This is a genomic window from Streptomyces sp. NPDC001617 (assembly GCF_053596855.1).
On record NZ_JBSFHA010000097.1, the window covers coordinates 1 to 19,494 of the forward strand.

The following is a 19,494-nucleotide window of genomic DNA, read 5'->3' on the forward strand; positions in this document are numbered from 1 at the left end:
CGCAGCCCATGCTTGGCCACCGCGCGGTCCCGGTACTCCAGGACCTCGGGGAAGTTGTGCCCGGTGTCCACGTGGAGCAGCGAGAACGGCACCGCCGCCGGGGCGAAGGCCTTCAGCGCCAGGTGCAGCATGACGATGGAGTCCTTGCCGCCGGAGAAGAGGATCACCGGCCGCTCGAACTCACCCGCCACCTCGCGGACGATGTGGACGGCCTCGGACTCCAGCGCGTCCAGGTGGGAGAGGGAGAATCCCTTGCCGGTCGTGTTCACACCAGCCCCCGCTCCGCCAGCACCGCGTACACCGCGTCCGCCGACTCCTCGGGCGTCTGCACCTGTGTCGGCAGCACCAGATCCGGGTCGACCGGCGGCTCGTACGGGTCGTCGATCCCGGTCAGCCCCTTGAGCTGACCCGCGGCCTGGCGGGCGTACAGCCCCTTCACGTCGCGCTCGCTGCACACCTCGACCGGCGTGGCGACATGCACCTCGATGTACGGCGTCGAGCTGGCCGCATGCCGCCCCCGGACGGCCTCGCGGCTGTCGGCGTAGGGGGCGATCACGGGGACGACGGACAGCACGCCGTTGCGGGCGAGGACCTCGGAGACCAGGCCGATGCGCTGCACGTTCGTGTTGCGGTCCGCGCGGGAGAAGCCGAGGCCCGCGGAGAGGAAGCGGCGTATCTCGTCGCCGTCCAGAACCTCCACGCGGTGACCCTCGGCCCTGAGCCGGTCGCCGAGACGGCGGGCGATGGTCGTCTTCCCCGCGCTCGGCAGGCCCGTCAGCCAGACCGTGGCCCCTTGGCTTCTCGGCGTGCTGGTCATGCGCAACAGTCCTCTTTCCTCCACCCGGCGTACGACCCGCTGAACAGTAGGTAAGAAGTCTGAGAGGAGGTGTTAAGGAACCTGAGGTTTGGCTAAGTGACTGCAGGTACTCCTGCGAACACGGCCCCCGCGTCCCTGAGCCGGTCGTGCAGCTCCCGGAACACCCCGGCCGACCGCACCCCTGGCCAGTCCTCCGGGAGGAGCCGCGCCGGGAGCCCCGGGTCGACGTAGGGGAGGTGGCGCCATCCGTCGAGGGCGAGGAGGTAGTCGCGGTAGGCCTCCTCGGGAGGGGTGTCCGCCCTGTTGCGCCAGTCGTGCAGCACGGGCGCGTGGCGGTCGAGGAAGGCCTCGTACTCCTTGGCGATCGCGGCCAGGTCCCACCAGCGGGCGACCGCCTCGACGGTGGCGGCGAAGCCGAGGTGCTCGCCGCGGAACAGGTCGACGTACGGGTCGAGGTGCAGGCGTCGCAGGACGTGGCGCGTCTCCTCGTAGAGCCGCGCGGGCGCGATCCACACGCCGGGTGCCGCCGTCCCGAAGCCCAGCCCGGCCAGCCGGGAGCGCAGCACGTGCCGCTTCTGCCGCTCCGACTCCGGCACGGAGAAGACCGCGAGCACCCAGCCCTCCTCCTCGGGAGCGGCGGTGGCGTAGATGCGCCGGTCGCCGTCGTCGAGCAACTGGCGGGCGTCCGGCGACAGTTCGTACCCGGCGGCGCCCTGCGCGGTGCGGGCCGGCAGCAGCAGGCCGCGGCGTTTGAGGCGGGACACCGAGGAGCGTACGGACGGCGCGTCCACGCCGACCGCGGCGAGGAGCCGGATCAGTTCCGCGACCGGGACCGGGCCCGGTACGAAACGGCCGTAGGCGCCGTAGAGCGTGACGATGAGAGACCGCGGTGCATGCTGGTCGGACACGTTGATCATCTTAGGTCGTTGTCATCACTGCTGGTCACCATCGGTGCGTAGTTTGAATCTCTGAAGCTTTCCGGTCGCCGTGCGCGGCAGTGCGTCCGCGAAGTGGATCTCGCGCGGACATTTGTAGGGCGCCAGTTCGGACTTGACGAAGGTGCGCAGGGCTTCCGGGTCCCGGACCGTGCCCTCCTTCACCACCACATGGGCCACGACCACATGTCCGCGGGCCTCGTCGGGCCGGCCCACGACCGCCGCCTCGACCACGTCCGGGTGGCGCAGCAGCGCGTCCTCGACCTCCGGTCCCGCGATGTTGTACCCGGCCGAGATGATCATGTCGTCGGCGCGGGCGACGTAACGGAAGTAGCCGTCGCTCTCGCGGACGTAGGTGTCGCCCGTGATGTTCCAGCCGCCGCGGACGTACGTGCGCTGCCGTGGGTCGGCGAGATAACGGCAGCCGACCGGCCCGCGCACCGCGAGCAGCCCCGGCTCCCCGTCGGGCACCGGCTCCCCGTTCTCGTCCTGCACGCGCGCGTGCCAGCCGGGTACGGGCAGTCCGGTCGTCCCGGGCCGGATGTGCTCGTCGGCCGCGGAGATGAAGATGTGCAGCAGCTCGGTCGCACCGATGCCGTTGATGATGCGCAGCCCGGTGCGCTCCCGCCAGGTCTGCCAGGTGGCGGCGGGCAGGTTCTCGCCGGCGGAGACGCAGCGGCGCAGGGAGGAGATGTCGTGGGCGTCGATCTCGTCGAGCAGGGCGCGGTAGGCGGTCGGGGCGGTGAACAGGACCGAGACGCGGTGTTCGGGGACGGCCGCCAACAGCTGCTGGGGATGGGCCTGTTCGAGGAGGAGCGAGCTGGCGCCGGCGCGCATCGGGAAGACCACGAGGCCGCCGAGGCCGAAGGTGAAGCCGAGAGGAGGGCTGCCGGCGAAGACATCGTCCCCATGGGGGCGCAGCACATGCTTGGAGAAGGTGTCCGCTGTGGCGAGCACATCCCGGTGGAAATGCATGCACCCTTTCGGGCGACCGGTGGTGCCCGAGGTGAACGCGATCAGGGCGACGTCGTCGGCGGCGGTGGCGACGGGCGGGTACGGGGTGTCGGGCGCCGGGCGGCGGAGAAGGTCGTCGGAGGCGTCGCCGCCGAAGGTGCTGATCCGCAGGCCCGGTATCTCGGCCTTGACGAGGTCGTCGACGGACCGTACGTCGCAGAGGGCGTGTCGGACCTGTGCTATGTCACATATCACTGCCAGCTCGTGCGGCCGCTGCTGCGCCAGCACGGTCACCGCGACCCCGCCCGCCTTCAGTACCGCCAGCCAGCACGCGGCCAGCCACGGCGTGGTCGGGCCGCGCAGCAGGACTCGGTTGCCCGGGACCACGCCGAGGTCGGCGGTGAGGACGTGCGCGAGCCGGTCGACGCGGGCGCGCAGGTCGCCGTACGTCCACGAGGGGCCGGCGGGAGTGTGGAAGACCGGGCGGTCGGGGGCGGGGCCGGTCAGCAGCTCGGCGGCACAGTTCAGCCGATCGGGGTACTGGAGCTCCGGCAGGTCGAAGCGGAGCTCGGGCCATTCCTCGCGCGGCGGGAGGTGGTCGCGGGCGAAGGTGTCGACGTGGGCCGAGACGTTCATGGCGGTGCGCCCCCTTTGCCGTGTGGGCGTCCTGGTGGGCTCGCGCAACGAGCGTATCGTGTTGGTGACGACAGTCAACGGTACGCGATACGGTCGACGGGAGACGCAGCGGAGAGGGGACCGGCGATGCCCGTATTCTCGCTCGAACCGGTACAGATCGCCTGGTGTGGCGAGCTGCGCACCACGGCGGCGGAACGACTGCGCCCGCTGGCCGAGAAGGGCGAACCGGGCCATGTGAACCGCCCGCTCGTCGCCGAACTCGGTCAACTGGGGCTGCTGCGAAGGCTGTTCACGTCAGGGGCCCTCGATCTCTGCCTGATGCGGGAGTCCCTCGCCTACGCCTGTACGGAGGCGGAGACGGCCCTCGCCCTCCAGGGCCTGGGCGCCCATCCGGTTCACGCCCATGGCACCCCCGCCCAGCGGGACCGCTGGCTGCCCGCGGTGACCGAGGGCGCGGCGGTGGCGGCGTTCGCACTGAGCGAGCCGGGGGCGGGGTCGGACGCGGCGGCGCTGGCGCTGCGGGCGGAGCGGGAGGGAGCGGAGGAGCCGGGGGAGGGCGGCTCGGGGGCCGCGCCGGCTGCCGCCCCTGCCGGAGCGGGCCTCGCCGCACCGTCCGTGGGCGTCGGGCGCGAGCCCTCGCAGGTCGGCGCCGCGCCGGATGCCGGGAGCGAGGCTCCGCAACCCGCCGCTCCCCTCACCGCAACCCTCGACGGTCACGCCGGCTGGCGTCTGACCGGCGAGAAGTGCTGGATCTCCAACGCCCCCGAGGCCGACTTCTACACCGTCTTCGCGCGGACCACCCCCGGCGCCGGTGCCCGCGGAGTGACCGCCTTCCTGGTCCCCGCCGACCGGCCCGGTCTCACCGGCACGCCCCTCGACATGCTCTCGCCGCATCCGATCGGCGCCCTCGACTTCGACGCCGTGCCCGTCACCGCGGACGACGTGCTGGGCGAGGTCGGCCAGGGCTTCCGGGTCGCCATGGGCACCCTCAACCTCTTCCGGCCCAGCGTCGGTGCCTTCGCCGTCGGCATGGCGCAGGCCGCACTGGACGCCACGCTCGCCCACACGTCCCGACGGGACGCCTTCGGCGGCAAGTTGAGGGACCTGCAGGCCGTCGGTCACCAGGTCGCCGAGATGGCCCTGCGCACCGAGGCGGCCCGTCTCCTGGTGTACGCGGCGGCGACGGCGTACGACGAAGGCGCCCCGGACGTGCCCAAGCGTGCGGCGATGGCGAAGCTGCTCGCCACCGAGACCGCGCAGTATGTCGTCGACAGCGCCGTCCAGTTGCACGGCGCCCGTGCCCTGCGCCGCGGGCACCTCCTCGAACACCTCTACCGCGAGGTCCGCGCCCCGCGTATCTACGAGGGCGCGAGCGAGGTCCAACGGGGCATCATCGCCAAGGAGTTGTACAAGGAGTTGTACAAGGAGTTGGACAACGAGCGGCGCGTGGATCCGTCTTCCGGCCGGGAGGTCCAGTGAGCACCGAGCGTGTCAACCCGCCCGCCCTCTCCCCGCCGACCGGCTTCTCCCACGCGGTCGTCGCCACCGGCACCCGCGTCGTCTTCCTGGCCGGCCAGACCGCCCTCGACACCGACGGCAAGGTCACCGGCGACACGCTTCCCGCCCAGTTCGAGAAGGCCCTGACTAACCTGCTCACCGCGCTGACGGCGGCGGGAGGTACCGCGGCGGACCTGGCCCGCGTCACCGTCTACACCACGGACGTCGCCGCGTACCGGACGCACGCCCCCGAACTGGGCCGCATCTGGCGGCAGTCGGCAGGCCGCGACTACCCGGCGATGGCGGTCCTGGAAGTCGTCCGCCTCTGGGACGAACAGGCACTCGTGGAGATCGACGGCTTCGCGGTGCTGCCCTAGGAGGGCCTCAGGCCGCCCTGGAAGGGAATCAGGGCCGCCCTGGAAGGGTCTTGGGGCCGCCCTGGAAGTGGGGGACCGCTCCGTCCGGCGGTCGCAGGAAGCGGCGCTCGTCACTGCGGACGCACTTGGTCCGCCGGGCCGGCTCCCGCGCCTCCTGGCGCTCGGGGTCCCGCATGCTGTCCGCGCGGTGCCGCTGCCCGAGGGCGGCAACGCCCGCTAGTCAGGCGGCGATCGCCAGTTGCTCGGCCGGTACCCGGAGCGGAGCGACCACGCGGCCGTCAGCGGTCAGTTCGCCCGTGTCGTCGAAGACGATCGCGCCGTCGCACCGCAGGCTCCAACCCTGCTCGGGGTGGGCCGCGACGGTGTGCGGGGCGAGGCTGTCGGAGGAAGGGCACGAGGCCTGGCAGGAACACATGGCGCACCTCCACGTCGGGTCGGGACCGTCCGTCCGGTCCCGATGGACAGACCATCCTCCCGGCGCGAACTCATCGGAACGGCCCGGCGGGAAACGTGACAACTTGCGGACAACACCCGGACGGTTCCACGACCGTCGGTGCGGACTCGCCACCGAAGGAGTGACGATCACGGTCCTGGGCCCGCCCGCCCGGTACCCAGTGGAAGCCCCACCTTCAGGAGGTTTCCGATGTCCATCCGCCCCGCTCCGGGCCTCGCGGCCGGTGCCGCGCTGTTCCTGCTCGCCGCCCCCGCCACCCCCGCCGCGTCGGCCACCGCGGACCCGTACGAGACCGTGACCGTCGACCCGACCGGGCACATCGCGTCGGACGGCACCGTGACCCTCTCCGGCACCTACCGCTGCCTCGGCAACACCGGCCCGGCCGTCGTCAGCTCCTCCGTCGGCCAGGACGACCCGAACGTCCGCCAGGGCATCGGCGGCACCAGCGCGCTCTGCGACGGCCAGGAGCACCGCTGGGAGAACTCGGGCAAGCCGTCGACGAAGGCCCTGGACGCAGGCACCGCGAGCGCCGAGGCCACGGTCGTGGAGCTGCACCCCCAGGGCGGCCTGCCCCTGCCCCGCTTCCACGCGGTCGACCGCCGGGACATCACCCTGACCCGGGGCTGAGCCCGGCCGACGGCCGCATCGAGGCCACCGGGCGTTCCGCGCGGACCCGGTGGCGTCGCACCGCCGCTCCCGACCTCCTAGGTCCCCGGCCGGCGCACCACGATCTGGAAGCCGCGCCCGGCCAGCGGAGGCGCCGCCATCGCGGCCGTCGGGCCCCGGCGGCCGTACGGCGTCCGGATCAGCGCGGTCGGCAGGGCGGGGTCGGCGTCGCGCGGTGCCCAGCGGTCGGCCAGCAGTACGGTCCCGTCGGGCATCGGGACTTGTATGTTCCGCTGGACCACGATGTCCCGGGTGGCCGGCGGCTGGAGGTGCAGCATCCGCTGGATCAGGCGGCCGCTCCAGCGGGGCGCCCGCCTGGCCGTCGGCAGCGGCGCCACCAACTCCTGCGCGTCTTGGCCGGGTTCGTCGAGGTCGGCCATGCTGTTCGCTCCTCACGAGGGCCGTCGCCGTGCGACCGGGGATGACACTCTACTGATATGTCGCGCGACGACAAGATATTGTGTAAGTAAAGGAAGGCCGCTGACCACGAGGGAAGTGACGGGCATGGCGAACGACGCGTCCACGCGGCCGGTGGTCAGCCGGCGCCGGGAGGTCGGCGACACCAGCGCGCGGTCGCTGCTGATGACCATGCTCGGCGAGTACGTCCTGCCGCGCGGCCGCCCGGTGTGGACGTCGGCGCTGGTCGAGGCGCTGGCGCTGTTCGGCGTCGAGGAGAAGTCGGCCCGCCAGTCGCTGGCCCGGACCGCGGCGGAGGGCTGGCTCGCCTCCGAGCGGGTGGGCCGCCGCACGCGCTGGGCGCTCACCCCGCCCGGCCGGCGGCTGCTGACCGAGGGCGCACAGCGCATCTACGACTTCGGCAGCGGTGAGCGCACCTGGGACGGCACCTGGCTGGTCGTCCTGGTCTCGGTGCCGGAGTCCAAGCGCGAGCTGCGCCACCGCGTCCGCACCCGCCTCAGCTGGGCCGGCTTCGGCTCCCCGGAACCCGGCGTTTGGATCACCCCGCACGCCGACCGCGAGCCCGAGGCGCTCGGTGTCCTCAAGGAGCTCCAACTCGCCGACGGGGCAATGTCGTTCACCGCCACCTACGGCGCCCTCGGCAGCGAGGCGGCCATGGTGGCCCGCGCCTGGGACCTCAGCGAGGTGGAGGACCGCTACGAGGCGTTCATCGACGAGTTCACCGGCCTGCACCCGGCCGACGGCGACGGCGGCCTGCACGCCCTCACCCTCCTCGTCCACGAGTGGCGCCGCTTCCCCTTCCTCGACCCCCGCCTCCCGACCGAACTCCTCCCGCCCGGCTGGAGCGGCGCCAAGGCCACCGCCCTCTTCCACGGCAAACACGCCGAGTGGAGTACGGCGGCACAGCGGCGGTGGGAGGAGCTGAACGGCTAGGTCCTGGTGGGCCGTGCTTCAGACGTCCAGCCCGGGAAACACCTTGGCCGCGTTCCCCGACAGCACACCCCTCAACGTCTCCTCGGGCAGGCCCAGTTCGCGCAGCGCCCGCACATTGCGGTCCGTCCCCGGCACGCCCGGCCAGTCCGTCCCGAAGATCCATCGTCCGGCCAGCCTCGCGAGGTCGAACCGGGCGTAGTACTCGGGCAGTCTGCGCGGCGGCAGCCCCGCGAGGTCCAGCCAGACCTTCGGCTTCGCGAGCGCCAGGAAGGCGGCGGTGTCGTACCACCACCCCCGCCCGCCGTGCGCGAACACGAACTGCACGTCAGGGAAGTCCTCCACGGCGTCCAGCAGCAACTGCGGATCCCCGAACCGCGCCCGCGCACCCGGGAAACTCGACGTCCCCGAGTGCACGACCACCGGGACTCCGCGCTCGGCGCAGAGGGCGTACAGCGGATACAGCTCCTTGTCGGCCGGGTCGAAACCGCCGTGCACGGGATGGAGTTTGACGGCGACCGCCCCCAACTCCAGCTGGCGTTCGGCCTCCGCCGCGACCGGGTGGTGGAGGTGCGGGTTGACGTTGGCGACCAGCCGGAAGCGGACCGGGTTGTGCGCGACGATCGGCAGCAGGTCCTCGATCGGCTGGATGCCGGTGGCGCGCGGGCTGTACTCGCAGAACAGCAGCGCGCGGTCCACGCCCTCCAACTCCAGGAGCGCGTCGAGGCGGTCGGGCACGGGGTCGCCCCGTTCGTCGTAGGCGTCCCGCCACGGATGGCCGCGGCCGAAGGTCTGCGCCCACTCGAACCAGGCCGGCTTCAGCGTGGACAGCCTCGGCACATGGACATGCGCGTCGACCACGGTCTCGCCGTCGATCACGGCTGCTCCTCCTCGCCGCGGACCAGGTCACGCAGCACATTGCGCCGTATCTTCCCGGTCGGCGTACGCGGCAGCTCAGTCAGCCCGATGACCGCCCGCGGCCGCTTGAACGCGGCCAGCCCCTCCCGGCACCAGGCCACCAGCGCCTCCGCGTCCACCGCACTCCCGGCTCTCGGCACCACGCACGCCACGGGCTTGTCGAGCCCGTCCGCGTCCCGCGCCCCGACCACCGCCACCTCGGCCACGTCCGGATGCGCCAGCAGCCGTTCCTCCACCTCGGCCGGGGAGACGTAGATCCCGCCCGCCTTCAGCAGGTCGTTGGTACGCCCCATACAGGTGTAAGTCCCGTCGGCATTACGGACATACGTGTCCCCGGTCCGCACCCAGTCCCCGAGGAACACCTGCCGACTCGTCTCCGCCCGGCACCAGTACCCGACGGCCGCCGACTCCCCGCGCACATACAACTCGCCGGGCACGCCCGCGCCGTCCACCGTCCGTCCGGCCGCGTCCCGCAGCTCCACGGCGTACCCCGGAACCGGCTCGCCGGACGAGCCCGGATGCACCCGCCCCTGCCGGTTGGACATGAAGATGTGCAGCAGCTCGGTCGATCCGATCCCGTCGAGCACCGCCACCCCGAACCGTTCGAGCACCCCTTGATATATTCGCGCCGGAAGCGCCTCACCAGCGGAGACACCGAGGCGTACGGTCGCGAAGGCGTCGTCGGGAATGTCGAGACCCGCGAGCAGCGCGCCGAGGAACCCGGGCACGCCGAAGAGGATCGTGGCCCGGTCGGCGGCTGCCCGCTTGGCGAAGAGCGCGGGCGTGGGCCGGGCGGGCTCCAGCAGGGCGGTGCCGCCCACGGCCAGCGGGAAGAACATCGAGTTGCCGAGCCCGTACGCGAAGAACAGCTTGGCGACGGACAGACAGCGGTCCTCCGGCCCGACCCCGAGTACCTGCCGACCGTATGTCTCCGCCACGAACCGGATGTCGGTGTGCCGGTGCATCGCCGCCTTGGGCGTGCCCGTGGTGCCGGAGGTGTAGAGCCAGAGGGCGGGGGAGTCGGGCCAGGTGGGGTACGGCGTCCCGTCGGCACCGGCGGCCGTCGACTGCCGCCAGTCGTCGCCCAGTACGAGGTGCTCGACCTCGGGTGCCTGCGCCGCGGCAGCCCGCACCACCGGGGCGAACTCCTCCGAACCCAGCACCACGCGGCTACGGCAGTCGGCCACCAGCCTGCCCAGTTCACCGCCGGTGAGCATGGTCGAGGCGGGCACCGCCACCGCGCCGATGCGGAACGCGGCGAGGATGCCGGTGAACAGCTCGATGTCGTCGGCCATGCAGAACAGGACGCGTTCCTCGGGTCGTACGCCGAGGGACCGCAACCAGGCGGCCACCGTGCGGACTTCGTCGGCCAGCTCCTCGTAGGTCAGGGACCGGGTGGGCGTCACGACGGCCGTACGACCGCCGTCGCCCTCTCTCACATGCCGGTCGACCAGCCAGTCCGCCGCGTTGAACAGCTCGGGCATCGAGGCCGCCTCACACCAGTCGGACGTACTCGTAGTCGAACGGCTTGCCGTTGATCCCGTTGACCGGCGGCGCGACCCAGCTCGCGATCTTCCCGCGCTCGTACACCGGCTGCATCAACGACCGTACGAACACCAGGTCTTCGGCCGTCGGCAGCCAGCGCCGGCGGCTCGCCTCCCAGGTCTCCTCGTCGACGATCGTGCCGTCCGGGGTGACCCGGTGACCGGCGGCGAGACCGACCTGGCGGTTGAAGGCGGGGTGGGGGAGCGCGAGGCGGAAGTCGATGCCGTACTCGTCGAGGATGCGGTTCCAGCGCTTGACGCCGGTCTGGCAGTCGGCGATGTACTCGTCGCGCAGGTCGAGGTTGAGGGCGAGCAGGGCGGGGACCTCCTCCTCGGACCAACTGCCGTCCTGCACCGGCTTGTTGAGCAGTACGCCGTCCTCGGTGAGCTGGTGGTCGTCGCTCCGCCGTTCCTCCTGCCAGCGGCCCTTGAGCCCGGCGGTGTAGTAGTTGGCCGCGTTGGTCGAGGTCTCGCTGCCGAACAGGTCCAGGGAGACCGTGTAGTGGAAGTTGATGTACTTCTGGATGATGTCGAGCGGGATGCCACCGCAGGCGGCGATGTCCAACGTGTCGTGCTCACGGACGAGTTGGGCGCTGCGCGTCACCACGCGGTCGACGCCGGTCGTCCCGACCATCATGTGGTGGGCCTCCTCCTTCAGCATGAAGGTGCAGGTCCGCGACAGCGGGTCGAAGGCGCTCTCCTTCAGCGAGCCGAGCTGGTACTTGCCGTCCCGGTCGGTGAAGTAGGTGAACATGTAGAAGGCCAGCCAGTCGGCGGTCTCCTCGTTGAACGCGCCCAGGATGCGCGGCGAGTCCGGGCTGCCGGAGTTGCGGTACAGCAGCGCCTCGGCCTCCTCGCGGCCCTCCCGCCCGAAGTAGGCGTGCAGCAGATACACCATCGCCCACAGGTGGCGCCCCTCCTCGACGTTGACCTGGAAGAGGTTGCGCAGGTCGTAGAGGCTGGGTGCGGTCAGCCCGAGCAGCCGTTGCTGCTCCACCGACGCCGGCTCGGTGTCGCCCTGGATGACGATCAGCCGTTGCAGATCGGCGCGGTACTCGCCCGGGATCTGCTGCCACACCGGCTCGCCCCGGTGCTCGCCGAAGGCGATACGCCGGTCGGGAGTGGGCTCGGCCAGGAAGATGCCCCAGCGGTAGTCGGGCACGTTGACATGGCCGAAGTGGGCCCAGCCGTCCCGGCCGACCGAGACCGCGGTGCGCAGATAGACGCCGTGGTTCTCCAGCGCCGGGCCCATCTCGCCCCACCAGCCGAGGAACTTGGGCTGCCAGCCCTCCAGCGCGCGCTGCAGCCGGCGGTCGTCGGCGAGACCGACGTTGTTGGGGATCTTGGCGTCGTAGTCGATGGCCGTGGGCATCGGGTCACACTCGCTTCCGGTCGTAGACCGCCCGCTGCCCGGTGCCGTAACGGCGCAACGCGCCTTCCGGACCTGCGGCGTTGGGCCGTACGAAGATCCAGTTCTGCCAGGCGCTGAGCCGACCGAAGATCTTGGTCTCCATGGTCTCCGGGCCGACGAACCGGTGGTTGGCCTCCATGCCGGTCAGTGCGTCGGGGCTGAGCGCCGCCCGGTTCTCCAGGACGAGACGGACCTCGTCCTCCCAGTCGATGTCGTCCGGCGCGTCGGTGACCAGACCGAGCTCGCGGGCCTGGGCGGGGGTCAGGGGGTGCCCGGTCTCTCGGTGCAGCCAGTCGAGGTGGTCGTCGTGACCGTAGAAGCGGGACTGGAGCCGGGACAGGCCGTTGCCCATCGGGAAGAGTCCGAAGTTGGCCTCGGAGAGGGCGAGTCGGGCCCGCTCCTCGCTGTCCGGGTCCTCGATGGGCGGCCCGTCGAGCATGTACTGCACATCGCAGGCCAGGGCGAGCTCCAGGAGCAGCCCGGCGAAGCAACTGCCCGGCTCGATCAGCGCGACGAGGCTGCGGCTGGTGACGTCCAGGCGCTTCAGGGTGCGCTTGTAGTAGTGCAGGACCTCGTTCGACAGCCAGTCGTCCTGCGTGTCGACCAGCCGCTGCTCCTGGGCGAGTACGAGCGCGGGGTCGCCCTCGGTGCGCAGCACCCAGGTGCCCAGCTCGGGCTCGTTGGTCCTCAACCGCAGGATCAGGTCGTCGAGTTCACGGGTGAGCGCGAGCAGCCAGCCGTCCTCGCCGGCGTCCTCGGGCCCTCGTACGGTGATGCGGACGAGCCCCAGCGGACGGTCGAACTCGGCCCGCACATGGGGGTAGAAGAGCCCGGCGTCGCTGATCTCCCTTTGCAGTAGCGCGAGTTGGATGCCCTGGACGTCCGGCGGGCGCGGACTACGGGCCGCCGCGTCCCGCGCCCGCTGCTCGACCACCGTACGGAAGTCGCGCCGCGGCACCACCTCGTCCACCAGCCGCCAGTCGACGGCGGTCTTGCCCCGTACGCCATCACTGCGCGTGGCGAAGACGTCGGCCAGGTCCTTGCGCACCCGGCGCTTGTCCGTCAGCCGGGTCAGCCCGCCGGTGCCGGGCAGCACGCCCAGGAGCGGCACCTCGGGCAGGGCGACGGCTGAGGAGTTGTCGTCGATCAGCAGGATCTGGTCGCAGGCCAGCGCCAGCTCGTAACCGCCGCCCGCACAGGAGCCGTTGACGGCCGCGATGAAGGTGATCCCCGAGTGCTCGGAGGCGTCCTCCATGCCGTTGCGGGTCTCGTTGGTGAACTTGCAGAAGTTCACCTTCCACTCGTGCGCGGAGGCCGCGAGCATGCGGATGTTGGCCCCCGCGCAGAACACCTTCTCCTTGGCGCTGGTGACGATCACGGACCGCACCTCGGGGTGCTCGAACCGCAGCCGCTGGAGTGCGTCGTACAGCTCGATGTCCACGCCGAGGTCGTAGGAGTTGAGCTTCAGTTCGTATCCCGGGACCAGTCCGCCCTGCTCGTCGACGTCCAGCTCCAGCCAGGCGACCGGCCCGTCCGTACGCAGCCTCCAGTGCCGGTACGTGTCCGGGCTCCGGTCGAAGGACACCTCCACCATGCCGAGCGCCTCCTCGCGCTGATACCGATGACTCGATGGTCTACAGAAGAGCGGCAGGACGTCAAGGTTCTGTAGAACAAAAAGATCCAGGAGGCGCGGGTCCCAGGACCGTACGAGCCGCTCCACGCGAGTGTGCCCCGCCACTCTTTGGGGAGTGGCGGGGCACAGGGGGTGCGGTGGGGTCAGTGGAGGGCCGTCACCTCCGTCGACGACAGCGTCCGCGGGTACACATGGACGTCGGCGACGGAGCCGGGGAACGCCATGTAGGGGGTCGTGGCGGAGGCGCTGTTGACGCAGCCGCCGATGGTCAGGGGCAGTGAGGAGTCGTACTGCGGGCTGAGGTTCTTGGCCGTGCCCATCAGCGTGCCGTTCTGGTACAGGGCCATGGTGCCGGTACTTGAGTCCCCCGCCACCGGTGCCCGGTAGGTGGCGACCAGATGGGTCCAGGTGCCGACCGGGCCGGTGTTGTTGTCCCCTTCCGCGGTCGGGAAGTCGGCGTTGTCGTCGTTGGTGGTCGTGGTCTGGAACATCCAGGCGGCGCTGGGTCTGTCGTAGGCGAGATAGAAGGACTGGTGCTGGGTGGTGCCCTGGCAGACGGCCGTGGTGCCCAGCGCCGAGTTGATCTTCACCCAGGCGGAGACGGTGTAGTCGCCGAGGGTGTTGACCGCGCTCTGCTTGCTCTTGAGGAAGCCCGTGCTGCCGTCGAAGGCGACACTGCCGGACAGGCCGCTCGGCGCGTCGCTGCCGTAGGTGGCGCTGCCGGTGCTGGTGACCGGGTTGAGGGAGGCGGTGTCGGTGCCGTCCGAGCCGAGCTTCCACTCGTCCTCGGGCATGCCCTTGTCCCAGCCGGCCGGCACGATCACACTGGCCGCGCCGGCCTGGCTCGCCGGCATCGCGTACGGATACACCTGTACGTCCGAGACGGAACCGGGGAACGCGTTGTACGGCGAGGTTTCGTCGGGGCTGTTGATGCAACCGCCGACGGTCAGGGGCATCGAGGAGTCGTACTGCGGGGTGAGGTTGGTGGCGGTCCCCATCAGGGTGCCGTTCTGGTAGATCGACATCAGACCCGTGCCGGAGTCACCGTCCACGGGTGCCGTGTAGGTGACCAGGAGGTGGGTCCAGGTGCCCAGGGCTCCCGTGCCGGTGTCTCCCTCCGCGGTGGGGAAGTCGGCGTTGTCGTCGTTGGTGGTCGTGGTCTGGAACATCCAGCCCTTGTTGCCCCGGTCGTAGCCGATGTAGAAGGCCTGGTGCTGACTGGTCCCCTCGCAGATGGCGGTGGCCGGGTTGTCCGCCGAGTCGAGTTTCACCCACGCGGAGACGGTGTAGTCGGCGAGGGCGTTGACGGCGGTGTGGTCGCTCTCCAGGAAGCCGGTGCCGCCGTCGAAGGAGGTGGCGGTGGCCGGGGCGTTGACCGCGTCGGGTCCGGTCGAGCCGAAGGTCGCCCCGCCGACCGCGGTGAACGGGTTGTCCCCGCGGGCGTCGGTGCCGTCGGAGGCCAGCTCCCACTCGTCGTCGGGCGTGTCGCCGTCGGTCGAGACCGGGACGATCAGGTTCGGCGCGATGCTGACCACACCGGTGTTCGTGGCGTTGAGGTACTGGCCGGCCAGGTCCGTGTAGAACGCGTCGGACGGGTTGCCGCTCGAGAGGTCCGCCGCCTTCACGGTCGACGAGGTGGCCGTGCCGTCCGTGGAGACCGCCGCGGCGAAGTCGATGACCTGGCTGGGGAAGTTGTCGAGCAGGTACTGGTTCACCTGCTCACGTGCGGACTCCTGGGTCGCCGTGCCCGGATGCGCGGCGGTGAACGGCGGGATGGTGGTGAGATAGACGGTGATGTCGGAGTTCTGTGTGACCGGCTGCCCGTTGACGTAGGACTGCCCGTCGTCGGTCGCGTACGAGCTCAACTCGCTGTTGAGCGCGGCCAGTCCGGTCTCGACGCCGGTGGCGCAGGTGTCGGCGGTGCCGGTGCAGTTGAGCAGGTCGGTGGCCCCGGTGGAGACGAGGACGGTACGTACGTTGCCCTGCGCCAGCACATTGCGGTCCAGCGGGTTGAGCGCGCCCGCCGGGTTGTCGCCCGCGGCCTGCGGCAGCAGGTTGTTGCTCAGACTGCCGCTGTTGGTGCCGGCGTTGAGCACGCCGTAGTCGACCGAGGAGTCCCCGTTCGGGTCGTCCACGAGGGCGCCGGTGATGGCGTCGCTCAGGTGGTGCCGGCCGTCGCCGCTCGCCGTGTCGCCGTTGACGCTCTGGTCGCCGTAGAGGACCAGTGAGCCGGTGGGGGCGGAGACGGGCGTGGTGACGTCGAGGCCGGCCAGATACGGCAGACCGGTGTACGTGGTCTGCGTGAACTTGCCGGCCGCGGTGTCGCCGGTGCGGTTGGCCGCGTCGCTGACCCAGACCGGTGTCTGAGCCGTGGCATGGCCCGGCAGCGCGGACACCGAGCCGTGCACCTGCACGCTGACCAGGACCGTCGCCTGCTGATCGACGTGCAGGGTCACCGGGTCGCTGGTGACGTCGCCGCCCGCCGGGATCGTGACCGTGGTGGCGCCCCCGAAAGCCAGCGGTACCGGTGCCGCGGCTGCCGTGGCACCGCCCGCCGTGCCGTCCTGCACGGCCACGGAGGCCGCGTCGAAGGTCACCGGACCGGTGCCCATCGCGTTGGACAGGTGGACGCGCACGCCGTTGCCGTCGTCGTTGCCGATGCTGACATGGGCCGGGATGCGCAGCGTCTGTCCGTTGACGGTGGCGGCGCTGCCGCCGGACTGCTGCACCTTGGCGGTGTCCTCGGCGGAGGACCAGGTACCGACCCAGTGCCGGGCGCTCGTCCCGCTGCCGGTGACGGTCAGCGGCCGCAGGCCCATGCCCAGGATGTGCAGCGTGGGCTGGCCGGCCTGGACGCCGTTGGTGAACAGTGGCAGGGAGACGCTGCTGATGACCGAGCCGGGGCATTGCAGCGGGACGCTGACGGCGTAGATCTTCGGGCCCGGGCTGGGGCTGGTCTGGGTGTTGTTGCTGTGGTTCTGGTGGACGAGGGTCAACGTGGCCGCGGAGGCGGGGCCGCTCAGCCAGTCGGGCACCGTGTCGAGGGTGTACGACTGGTCGGCGGGGTCGCCGTTCGGGTCCAGGCAGTTGTTCTTGGCGTAGGTGATGGTGCCGGTCGCGCCCTTGGCCGCGCCGCCGGTGGCGAAGGCCAGGAAGACCACGGCGTCACCGGTGTTCACCGCACCGCTGCCCGGCACGGTGACGGTCTGCCCGGAGGCCAGCATGTTGTCGTAGGTGCCGGTGCCGAACTTCGGCAGCGCGATGCTCGTACCGTCGACGGTCACCGTCTTGCCGCTCTGCCAGCCCGAAGTGCTCGTCAGATCCGCGGAGTTGATGCTGTTGCCGGAGCCGTCGGCGTCGGCCGTGCTGGTCGTGGTGGTGAAGGTGCTGGTCGCGGTGTTGTTCAGGCAGCTGCTCGTGCTGTTGATCGCGCAGCTGAGCGCGGGTCCGAGGCGCAGGACGTCGAGGCCGGCCTGGTACCCCGTCGAGCCGGGGTTCTTGCCGGTCAGGGTGAGGGTCAGGGTGTGCACGCCCTGCTTGAGGGTGAGCAGTTGGCCGTTCGCGTCCTTGGGCATGCCCAGGTTCACGAACCGGGTGGTCGTGTAGGAGTTGTAGGCGTCGAAGCCGCTGAGCAGGGTGGCCTGGGTGGGCTTGCCCGCGTCCAGGACCAGGTTGTAGATGCCGTAGTCCTTGGCCTTGGTCAGATTGACCCCGAAGCTCCAGGGACCGTCCTTGGGGATGTCGAAGCCGAACGTCGCGCTGTCACCGCTGACGACCTTCGAGGTGGTGGACTGGTTGGCGAGGAAGGCCTGGTAGCCGTCGGCGAACTCGTAGCCGCTGCCGGCGGCCTGGGTGACCAGCTTGCCGCCCTTGGTGGTGGTGGTCGCCGGGGGCACGGCGGTGGTCGTGCCGTCGGTGTTGGTCGCCGTCCAGCCGGTGATCATCTTGTCGCCGTAGGCGTACGTGGGCGTACTGGTGCCGGCGTAGAAGGCGTAGGCCGTCTGGGAGACGGACGTCGAGCCGGCCTGGTCCACCGCCTTGGCGTACAGCGTGTGCGGGCCCGCCTGGCCGGGGGCGAAGGCGGGGGAGGCGCTGCCGTTGACGACGGATGTGCCGGTGCCGGGGCCGTTGTCGGAGGTGACGTAGTACACCTTGCCCGCGGTGATCTTCGTGCTGGTGGTCCAGTGGGTGACGCTGCTGCTGTAGACCGTGTTGCCGAGCGTGGCGTCCAGGGCGAACAGATAGCCGGTGATGTTGTTGGTGCGGTTGTTGCTGAGCGTGAAGGTGCCCTTGTCGCCGAAGGCGGCACCGATCTGTTTGGCCGGGAACTGACTGGAGGTCACGGTCGGTGCGGGTGGGGCGCTGGTGTCCACGGTGAAGGTCTGGGCTTTGGTCCAGATGCCCGAGCCGGGGCCCACCCAGTAGCCGGCCGCGTTCTGCGCGGTGGCCTTCCAGGTGTAGGTGCCGTCCGGCAGGCTCGACGTGGTCCAGTCGCTGCCGTTGGTGTTGTACCGGGCGCGCTTCCTGGAGTCCAGGTTGGGGCCGAAGCCCTGGTGGATCAGGGTGCCGGAGGAGTTGTACACGTTGTACTCGATGCGCACCAGTTCGCTGCCGCCGGCCAGATCGGGGTCGACCGCGCGCGCCGAGAGCGTCGGGGTGTGTGTGGTGGTCATCGTCTTGCCCATGCTCACGATGGACGGCTTGATGGCGGGGGTGCCGGTGCCGTTCTTCAGCTTGGGCCGGTAGCTGTAGGTGACCGACATGGTCGCGCCGCCGCCGTAGGCGAGCTGCTTCCACTGGGTGGCGTCGTTCATGTCCGGCGACTGGACCATCAGCGTCATGCTCTTCCAGCCACCGGCCGCCGCACTCTGCGCCCGGGAGGTCACGTCGAACTCCAGCGACGGCGGGCTCACCCAGGAGTTGGCACCGTCGGTGACCGGGCAGGTGCCGGCCTCGTGGCTCTTGGGGTTGGTGCCCAGTGAGCCGGTGCGTCCCCCGGGCTCATGGCCCCAGTACAGCGACGAGGAGCCCCACCCGGCGGGGCGGTCGGTGCCGTAGACGGCGGCCGGGGTGTCCGCGCAAGAGGCGGCGGAGAGCTGCTTCACGTACAGCGAGGCATGGGAGACCACGGCGCCTTTGATGCCGCTCGTGTTCATCTGGTAGTAGGTGCGGGCCCGTTCGCCGTTTCCGGGGTAGGAGTTGTCCCATCCCTCGCGGGCGTTGGTGGAACCCGAGGTGGACGTCGAGTTGTAGACGTTCCACCCGTTGTCGGAGATCCGAGCCCAGTCCAGCTGGGAGGGCCGGCCGCTCCACTCCGGGTCCACGTAGACCGGGTAGGCGGTGCTCTTGGCGGAGAGCAACTCCTTGTCCAGACCGAGCAATTGCCTGCCGTGCTTCAGACTCACCCGGACCTGGGCACGGTGCTTGCCGACCTTGGCCGCCGCCTTGTGCTCGGCGCGGGCCGAGGAGGCGGTCTTGGTTCTGGCGGGGGACGCGGTGGCGGACGTGTGTCCCGCGCTGTCCCACATCAGGGCGGTGTCGCTGTGGAAGACGGTCTCACCCGTGCGCTTGTCCGTGGCCCGGGCGCCACCGTCGCGGGTGGAGGTCAGTGCGAGATGGGCCGACGTGGTGCCGAGGGAGAGCCGGCGCAGCCGTGGATCGGCCGCCGCCTTGGGGGACTTGACCACGAGGATCGACGAGTAGCCGGAGGCATCCGCGGTCAGCTGCAGGTCCACCTGGGGCAGTACGTCGGGGTAGGTGGCGGTGTCACCGGAGATCACCGGCCTGGGCAGGGTGCCGGGCCAGGAGAAGCCCAGTCGGTCCGTGCCGCTGCGCATCGTGACCAGCGTGTCGGAACCGCCGCCCGAGAAGGCGACATCGGTGACGGCGGCCCTGGGCGCCCAGCTCCCGTCCGCCCGCCTCTCCAGCGTGGTGTCGATCGGCACCCACTTGCCGTGCAGCAGGGTGCGCTGCGGCATGGAGGAGTCGGTGCGGGTGAAGGTGCCGTTCGGGTTGGCCACCACCACCGTTCCGGTGTCGGTGAGTTGGTCGATCGGCACCGGCTTGCCGGTCCTCTTCGCCCGGGCGGATGCCGCCTCCGTCGGGTTGAGACGCCGGGCGGCGGACGGCGAGCCGCCGCTCTTCGACGTGGCCCGGCGCGAGGTGGCCGGCGCGTCCGGCGCGGCGTTCGCGGGTGCCGCGGCGGCCAGCGAAGCGGCGGTCAGGGCCGTGACGACGGCGGTGGCGATCGGTCTCGACAACCGGCGTCTGGACATGCGCAAGGGTCTGCGATGGACGGACATGAA

At 70.9% G+C, this 19,494-nt stretch carries 15 protein-coding genes; 4 read left to right on the forward strand and 11 right to left on the reverse strand.

Features of this window, described 5'->3' with window-relative positions; genetic code table 11:
• From ACWC09_RS44045 to ACWC09_RS44060, 4 genes are all read right to left on the reverse strand, one after another.
• Positions 1-269, reverse strand: a 269-nt coding sequence (locus tag ACWC09_RS44045; protein ID WP_450856893.1) for a phosphoadenosine phosphosulfate reductase domain-containing protein, incomplete at its 3' end; no start/stop codon positions are given.
• Positions 266-841, reverse strand: coding sequence for an adenylyl-sulfate kinase (gene cysC / locus ACWC09_RS44050; RefSeq protein ID WP_450856895.1), 576 nt, complete (start codon positions 839-841; stop codon positions 266-268). The genes ACWC09_RS44045 and cysC, both read right to left, overlap by 4 nt.
• A gap of 68 nt (positions 842-909) precedes the next feature.
• Positions 910-1,734 carry a PaaX family transcriptional regulator gene (locus ACWC09_RS44055; protein ID WP_450856897.1) on the reverse strand — a complete coding sequence of 275 codons (825 nt, stop codon included), beginning with the start codon at positions 1,732-1,734 and terminating at the stop codon, positions 910-912.
• Positions 1,735-1,749: 15 nt separating this feature from the next.
• On the reverse strand, positions 1,750-3,342 hold the full coding sequence (locus ACWC09_RS44060) for an AMP-binding protein (protein ID WP_450856899.1): 1,593 nt from the start codon (positions 3,340-3,342) through the stop codon (positions 1,750-1,752).
• Positions 3,343-3,468: 126 nt separating this feature from the next.
• On the opposite strand from ACWC09_RS44060, the gene ACWC09_RS44065 reads away from it, so the two are divergent.
• Together ACWC09_RS44065 and ACWC09_RS44070 are read left to right on the forward strand one after the other, a co-directional pair.
• The gene (locus tag ACWC09_RS44065) at positions 3,469-4,821 is read left to right on the forward strand and encodes an acyl-CoA dehydrogenase family protein (RefSeq protein WP_450856901.1); all 1,353 of its coding nucleotides are present in this window, start codon (positions 3,469-3,471) and stop codon (positions 4,819-4,821) included.
• The gene (locus ACWC09_RS44070) at positions 4,818-5,216 is read left to right on the forward strand and encodes a RidA family protein (RefSeq protein ID WP_450856903.1); all 399 of its coding nucleotides are present in this window, start codon (positions 4,818-4,820) and stop codon (positions 5,214-5,216) included. The genes ACWC09_RS44065 and ACWC09_RS44070 overlap by 4 nt, the downstream gene beginning before the upstream one ends.
• 220 nt (positions 5,217-5,436) lie before the next feature.
• On the opposite strand, the gene ACWC09_RS44075 is transcribed toward ACWC09_RS44070, so the two are convergent.
• Positions 5,437-5,631, reverse strand: coding sequence for a DUF5999 family protein (locus ACWC09_RS44075; protein ID WP_450856905.1), 195 nt, complete (start codon positions 5,629-5,631; stop codon positions 5,437-5,439).
• 228 nt (positions 5,632-5,859) lie between these two features.
• Here ACWC09_RS44075 and ACWC09_RS44080 point away from each other — a divergent pair, with 228 nt between their 5' ends.
• A complete protein-coding gene (locus ACWC09_RS44080) occupies positions 5,860-6,297 on the forward strand; it encodes a DUF6299 family protein (protein ID WP_450856907.1) in 438 nt (145 codons plus the stop codon).
• 77 nt (positions 6,298-6,374) lie between these two features.
• On the opposite strand, the gene ACWC09_RS44085 is transcribed toward ACWC09_RS44080, so the two are convergent.
• The gene (locus tag ACWC09_RS44085; RefSeq protein ID WP_450856909.1) at positions 6,375-6,716 is read right to left on the reverse strand and encodes a hypothetical protein; all 342 of its coding nucleotides are present in this window, start codon (positions 6,714-6,716) and stop codon (positions 6,375-6,377) included.
• 124 nt (positions 6,717-6,840) lie between these two features.
• Between ACWC09_RS44085 and ACWC09_RS44090 the strand changes: the two genes are divergently transcribed.
• Positions 6,841-7,686: a PaaX family transcriptional regulator gene (locus ACWC09_RS44090; protein ID WP_450856911.1), complete on the forward strand. Its 846-nt coding sequence runs from the start codon at positions 6,841-6,843 to the stop codon at positions 7,684-7,686.
• Positions 7,687-7,704: 18 nt separating this feature from the next.
• Here the strand turns inward: ACWC09_RS44090 and ACWC09_RS44095 are convergent, their stop codons facing one another.
• The 5 genes from ACWC09_RS44095 to ACWC09_RS44115 form a co-directional block, all read right to left on the reverse strand.
• A complete protein-coding gene (locus ACWC09_RS44095) occupies positions 7,705-8,562 on the reverse strand; it encodes an amidohydrolase family protein (protein ID WP_450856913.1) in 858 nt (285 codons plus the stop codon).
• Positions 8,559-10,085: a benzoate-CoA ligase family protein gene (locus ACWC09_RS44100; protein WP_450856915.1), complete on the reverse strand. Its 1,527-nt coding sequence runs from the start codon at positions 10,083-10,085 to the stop codon at positions 8,559-8,561. The genes ACWC09_RS44095 and ACWC09_RS44100 overlap by 4 nt, the downstream gene beginning before the upstream one ends.
• A gap of 10 nt (positions 10,086-10,095) precedes the next feature.
• Positions 10,096-11,517 (reverse strand): benzoyl-CoA 2,3-epoxidase subunit BoxB, encoded by a 1,422-nt coding sequence (gene boxB, locus ACWC09_RS44105; protein WP_450856917.1) that lies wholly within the window; start codon positions 11,515-11,517, stop codon positions 10,096-10,098.
• A 4-nt stretch (positions 11,518-11,521) separates the two neighbouring features.
• Positions 11,522-13,150 carry a 2,3-epoxybenzoyl-CoA dihydrolase gene (gene boxC, locus ACWC09_RS44110; RefSeq protein ID WP_450856919.1) on the reverse strand — a complete coding sequence of 543 codons (1,629 nt, stop codon included), beginning with the start codon at positions 13,148-13,150 and terminating at the stop codon, positions 11,522-11,524.
• A gap of 182 nt (positions 13,151-13,332) precedes the next feature.
• Entirely contained in the window at positions 13,333-19,464 is a 6,132-nt protein-coding gene (locus tag ACWC09_RS44115) for a LamG-like jellyroll fold domain-containing protein (protein ID WP_450856921.1), read from the reverse strand.
• Positions 19,465-19,494 lie beyond the last annotated feature (30 nt).

Coding starts and splice junctions, on each gene's coding strand:
- ACWC09_RS44055 (WP_450856897.1), bottom strand. CDS start 1,734: ATGATCAACGTGTCCGACCAGCATGCACCGCGGTCTCTCATCGTCACG.
- ACWC09_RS44060 (WP_450856899.1), bottom strand. CDS start 3,342: ATGAACGTCTCGGCCCACGTCGACACCTTCGCCCGCGACCACCTCCCG.
- ACWC09_RS44065 (WP_450856901.1), top strand. CDS start 3,469: ATGCCCGTATTCTCGCTCGAACCGGTACAGATCGCCTGGTGTGGCGAG.
- ACWC09_RS44075 (WP_450856905.1), bottom strand. CDS start 5,631: ATGTGTTCCTGCCAGGCCTCGTGCCCTTCCTCCGACAGCCTCGCCCCG.
- ACWC09_RS44080 (WP_450856907.1), top strand. CDS start 5,860: ATGTCCATCCGCCCCGCTCCGGGCCTCGCGGCCGGTGCCGCGCTGTTC.
- ACWC09_RS44085 (WP_450856909.1), bottom strand. CDS start 6,716: ATGGCCGACCTCGACGAACCCGGCCAAGACGCGCAGGAGTTGGTGGCG.
- ACWC09_RS44090 (WP_450856911.1), top strand. CDS start 6,841: ATGGCGAACGACGCGTCCACGCGGCCGGTGGTCAGCCGGCGCCGGGAG.
- ACWC09_RS44100 (WP_450856915.1), bottom strand. CDS start 10,085: ATGCCCGAGCTGTTCAACGCGGCGGACTGGCTGGTCGACCGGCATGTG.
- boxB (WP_450856917.1), bottom strand. CDS start 11,517: ATGCCCACGGCCATCGACTACGACGCCAAGATCCCCAACAACGTCGGT.
- boxC (WP_450856919.1), bottom strand. CDS start 13,150: ATGGTGGAGGTGTCCTTCGACCGGAGCCCGGACACGTACCGGCACTGG.
- ACWC09_RS44115 (WP_450856921.1), bottom strand. CDS start 19,464: ATGTCCAGACGCCGGTTGTCGAGACCGATCGCCACCGCCGTCGTCACG.